Genomic DNA, 4,972 nt, shown 5'->3' with positions numbered 1-4,972 from the left:
GATTGGTCGTATTGCTGTGAATTTTTTAGGCGCTGGCTGTATTGAGGGTTTTCCGCGCAGTGGCGGGTTGCGCAGCGGTGGCAACGGTATCGGCGGTTTCGGCCACGGCCAACGCCGCTTGCATGTCGCGCAGGCGCTTGCGTTCCTTGGCGACCAGCAGGGTATTCACACTGACCACGCCAATCGTCACGAGACTGATGAAGATCGTCGCCAGTGCGTTCATTTCCGGATTCAAACCAAGGCGCACACGCGAGAACACGACGAGCGGCAGCGTGGTGGAGCCTGGACCCGACAGGAACGCGGACAGCACGAGATCATCGATCGACAGCGTGAACGACAGCAGCCAGCCGGACATCAACGCCTGCGAGATCAGTGGCAACGTGATAACGAAGAACACCTTGAGCGGCGTCGCGCCCAGGTTGAGAGCAGCTTCTTCGAGAGACCGGTTCAACTCCTTCACGCGTGACTGCACAATGATCGCCACGTAGGACACGCACAACATCACGTGACCGATCCACATCGTGACGACGCCGCGCCCCTTCGGCCAGCCAAGCATCTGTTCCATTGCCACGAACAGCAGCAGCAGCGAAATGCCCTGAATTACTTCCGGAATCACGAGTGGCGCGTTGATCATGCCGGCGAACAGCGTGAAGCCGCGAAAGCGCCCGAAGCGGGCCAGCACGAACCCGGCCCACGTACCGATCACAACGGATGCGCAGGCCGTCATCAGCGCGATCTTCAGCGACAGCCAGGCGGCGGTCAGCAACTCGTCGTCCTGCAACAGCGCGGCGTACCATTTCAGCGAGAAGCCGGACCAGATCGTGACGAGCTTCGACTCGTTAAACGAGAACACGACGAGACTGATGATCGGGATATACAGAAACAGGAATCCGAACGTCAGCACGCCGATGGATAGGGGTTTATTTGGCTTGATCATTTCGCGCCCTCCAGTTCCTTGACCTGGTAGTACTGGAACACGGCCATCGGCACCAGCAGAAGCAGGACCATCGCGACGGTGACAGCAGACGCCATCGGCCAGTCCATATCGTTGAAGAACTCATTCCACATCACGCGGCCGATCATTAGCGTGTCCGCGCCGCCGAGCAATTCGGGAATCACGTACTCGCCGACCGCCGGAATAAACACCAGCAGACTGCCGGCGATGATGCCGTTCTTCGACAGCGGCAAGGTGATGCGCGTGAACGCGGTCCACGGTTTGCAACCGAGGTCGTAAGCGGCTTCGAGCAGCGTGAGATCCAGCTTCACCAGGTGGGCATACAGCGGCATCACCATGAACGGCAGGTACGAATAGACCATGCCGATATAGACGCCAATATCCGTGTGATAAAGCCGCAGCGGTGAATGAATCATGCCGATGGCCATCAGCGTGTGATTGAGCAAGCCGTCGTCCTTCAGAATGCCGACCCATGCGTACACGCGGATCAGGAACGACGTCCAGAACGGCAGCATCACGCCCATCATCAGCAGGTTGCGTCTGGCGGGTTCCGAGCGGGCGATGTAGTACGCAACCGGATAGCCGATCAGCAGGCAGAAGAAGGTCGAAACCGCGGCCATCTTCAGCGAGCTGAGATACGTGGCGACGTACAGATCGTCCTGCAGCAGGAACGCGTAGTGCCCCAATTGCATGGCCATGTGGACCACGCCATCTTTCGCACTGAGAAGATCGGTGTACGGCGGGATCCCGAGCCGCGAGTCGGTGAAACTGATCTTCAGCACCAGAACGAACGGAACGGCGAAGAAAACGGCAAGCCAGATGAATGGCACGCCGATCACCGTCGTGCGTCCCGACGGCAGCAGTGCCAGCAAGCGTTTCTTCAGCGAGGCGAGCAGACGGCTGCCGGACGGCGCACCGAGCGCCGCGGGGGATGTAGAGGTGGGATGGCTCATTGCGTCAGCACCACGCCGCTGGCGGGCGACCAGTAGATGAACACGTCATCGTTGTAAGCGGGCGCGCCTTCGTTCATCAGGTGCGAACTGGAGAGATTCGACACGACCGTTTTGCCGCTTTCGAGGCGTATGTGGTACAGCGAATAGCTGCCCATATACGCAACATCCGAGACCACGCCGCGCGCCCAGTTGTGCGGCGTGCCCGGCCGCTCGCGTGAAACCTTCACGCGTTCCGGGCGTACCGAGATGCCCACCGGCATGCCCAGCGGCCCGGTAACGCCATGGCTCACGTGGATGCGCGACTCGAGGTCTTCGCTTTCGACGAAAATGTGGTCCGGTTCATCCGCGACCACGGTCCCTTCGAACAGGTTGGTCGAGCCGATGAACTCCGCCGAGAAGCGGCTATTCGGAAACTCGTACACCTGACTCGGAGAGCCGATCTGCACGATGTGGCCTTCGCTCATGACAGCGATGCGACCGGCCATCGTCATCGCTTCTTCCTGATCGTGCGTGACCATCACGCAGGTCACGTCGACTTTCTCGATGATGTTGACCAGTTCGAGCTGGGTCTTCTGGCGGATCTGTTTATCGAGCGCCGACATCGGTTCGTCGAGCAACAGCAGCTTCGGCCGCTTGACGAGCGAACGAGCCAGCGCCACACGCTGCTGCTGTCCACCAGATAACTGATGCGGTTTGCGCTGCGCATATTTGCCCATCTGCACGAGATTGAGCGCGTCGGCAACGCGTTCCTTGATCTCGTTCTTCGGCGTGCCTTCCTGTTTGAGGCCAAAGGCGATGTTCGCTTCGACACTCATATGCGGAAACAACGCATACGACTGGAACATCATGTTGACCGGCCGCTTGTACGGCGGCATCGCGGCGAGATCTTCGCCGTCGACGAAAATACGCCCGGAGGTGAGCGTTTCCAGTCCGGCAAGCATGCGCAGGAGCGTGGACTTACCGCAGCCGGAGCTGCCCAGCAGCGCGAACAGTTCGTTCTTCGCGATGTTCAGGTTGACGTTATTGACAGCCGTGCTGTCTCCGAATTTCTTCACGACATTTTCGATGCGAACGAATTCGTCCGATTTGGCTTTCGCTGGGGCCGCCTGGCGGGCCACCGGTATAGCGCTGTTTGAGGGCGTCGATTTCATGGCGTAAACATTCCTTGCGGATCGCAGGCGTAAGCGGTCCCGTGCCAGACGCCATAAGCGGCTTGCAAGGTGCGCTGCGATCGGGAGACTCGGGACTGCGCGTAGGTGGAACCCTAAAGGCGCGCAGGCTGACTACCGTGTTGCTTGTTTCAGGCGGGCGGGCGTCGAGCGACCTCGGCGGCAAACGGTTCTACGAACATGTTTGCCGTGGGTCACAATTCAATGGCCGGTTTTAAGCTGGGCCCAAAGGCGGTTTTCAAGCCGAAGGATGTCCGTCGGCAAAGGCTTCAACAAAGTCATCTTCTTCAGCACATCCGCTGGCGGGTACACACCCTGGTCATGTAGAACGGCCGGTGTGACGAACTGGCGCGCAGGGACATTGGCGGTCGGATAGAAAACCTCGTTGGTGATGGCCGCGTTTGCTTTCGGGTCCTCGATGTAATTGATCCATTCGAGCGCCGCTTCGGCGTGCGGTGCGTCCTTCGGGATCACCATCATGTCGAACCACACCAGGCCGCCTTCCTTCGCGTTGTTGAATTTGATGTCGTATGAGCGTTTGGCTTCCTGCGCGCGACGGTGTGCGATACCGACGTCGCCCGACCAGCCGAGCGTGACGCAAATGTCGTTGTTCGCGAGATCGTTGATGTAGCCCGACGAATTGAACTGCGTGATGTACGGACGAACCTTCTTCAGCACGTCGAAGGCGGCCTGGTAGTCGGCCGGACTCGTGCTGTTCGGGTCCTTGTGCATGTATTGCAGCGTGGCGGCGAACACGTCGACGGGCTGATCGAGGAACGACACGCCGCAGCTCTTCAATTTGGAAATGTTCGCGGGATCAAGCACCAGCGCCCAACTGTCAACGGGCGCATCCGCACCCAGCGCTTTCTGAACGGCCTGCACGTTGTAGCCAATGCCGTCGGTACCGTACGCGTAGGGCGCGCCGTACTGGTTGCCCGGGTCCGCCTCACTGATGATCTTCATCAGCGTGGGATCCAGGTTGGCGAGGTTGGGGAGCTTTGTCTTGTCGAGCTTCTGATACACGCCCGCCTGAATCTGCTTGGCCATGTAGTTCGACGTCGGCACGACGACGTCGTAGCCGGAACTGCCGGCCAGCAGCTTGGCCTGCAACGTATCGTCGCTGTCGTAATTGTCGTACTTCACGTGGATGCCGCTCTGTTTCTCGAAGTTCGGAATCGTGTCCCTGGCGATATAGTCCGACCAGTTGTACACGTTCAGTTCCGTGTCGGCCGCCAGCGCCGGCGTAACCGGCAGCGCGCAAAGGCTGGTGAAGGCAAGTACCGCGCCCCCCGCGGCAGCACGGCGAAGACGACGTGCAGAATGACAAGCGCTCATGGTGTTCCCCTAGTAAGTAAAGAAGCCGGTGCGAGCGTCGGTCGGTGCTCTCGCCGGGCGAAATGGGTGTTGAGAAAAGCCGCGGTGTGGCGTGGTCTTAGACGTGCAGCAGCAAATGTCGGCGTTCCCACGAGCTGATCACGCGGAAAAACGCTTCGTATTCGGTTTCTTTCAGTGCGAGGTAGGCCTTGACGAATTTCTCGCCGAGAATCTCGGCCATCGGTTCGCACGCGCCCATCAGCGTCAATCCTTCTTCCAGATTGCGCGGCAACTGGTAGGGCAATTCGTAACCGTCGCTGAGCAGCGGCTCGGTGGCTTCGAGCTTTTGCGTCATGCCCAGATAGCCGGCGGCCAGCGTTGCGGCAATCGCCAGATACGGATTGCAGTCCACGCCCGGAATGCGGTTTTCAATGCGGCGCGCAGCCGGGCCCGAATGCGGAATCCGGAAACCCACCGTGCGGTTGTCGTAACCCCATGCCACGTTGATCGGCGCGGCCATGAAGCGCGACAGGCGGCGATACGAGTTGATGTACGGTGCAAAAATCGGCATCAGCGCCGGC

At 59.7% G+C, this 4,972-nt stretch carries 4 protein-coding genes and 1 pseudogene; all 5 read right to left on the bottom strand.

Going from position 1 to position 4,972, the window contains the following annotated elements; translation table 11 throughout:
* Positions 1 to 25: 25 nt before the first annotated feature.
* Positions 26 to 937 carry an ABC transporter permease subunit gene (locus PQR67_RS38020; protein WP_408467922.1) on the bottom strand — a complete coding sequence of 304 codons (912 nt, stop codon included), beginning with the start codon at positions 935 to 937 and terminating at the stop codon, positions 26 to 28.
* The gene (locus tag PQR67_RS38015) at positions 934 to 1,908 is read right to left on the bottom strand and encodes an ABC transporter permease subunit (RefSeq protein ID WP_408467921.1); all 975 of its coding nucleotides are present in this window, start codon (positions 1,906 to 1,908) and stop codon (positions 934 to 936) included. Before PQR67_RS38015 ends, PQR67_RS38020 begins: the two co-directional genes overlap by 4 nt.
* Positions 1,905 to 3,059: an ABC transporter ATP-binding protein gene (locus PQR67_RS38010; protein ID WP_408467920.1), complete on the bottom strand. Its 1,155-nt coding sequence runs from the start codon at positions 3,057 to 3,059 to the stop codon at positions 1,905 to 1,907. The genes PQR67_RS38015 and PQR67_RS38010 overlap by 4 nt, the downstream gene beginning before the upstream one ends.
* A gap of 219 nt (positions 3,060 to 3,278) precedes the next feature.
* A complete protein-coding gene (locus tag PQR67_RS38005) occupies positions 3,279 to 4,412 on the bottom strand; it encodes a polyamine ABC transporter substrate-binding protein (protein ID WP_408467919.1) in 1,134 nt (377 codons plus the stop codon).
* Positions 4,413 to 4,509: 97 nt separating this feature from the next.
* Positions 4,510 to 4,972, bottom strand: a pseudogene (locus PQR67_RS38000) (glutamine synthetase); the annotation flags it as partial.

This window comes from Paraburkholderia fungorum, assembly GCF_046026025.1.
Lineage (GTDB): Bacteria > Pseudomonadota > Gammaproteobacteria > Burkholderiales > Burkholderiaceae > Paraburkholderia > Paraburkholderia fungorum_E.
This window is presented reverse-complemented; position numbering and strand designations above follow the sequence as displayed.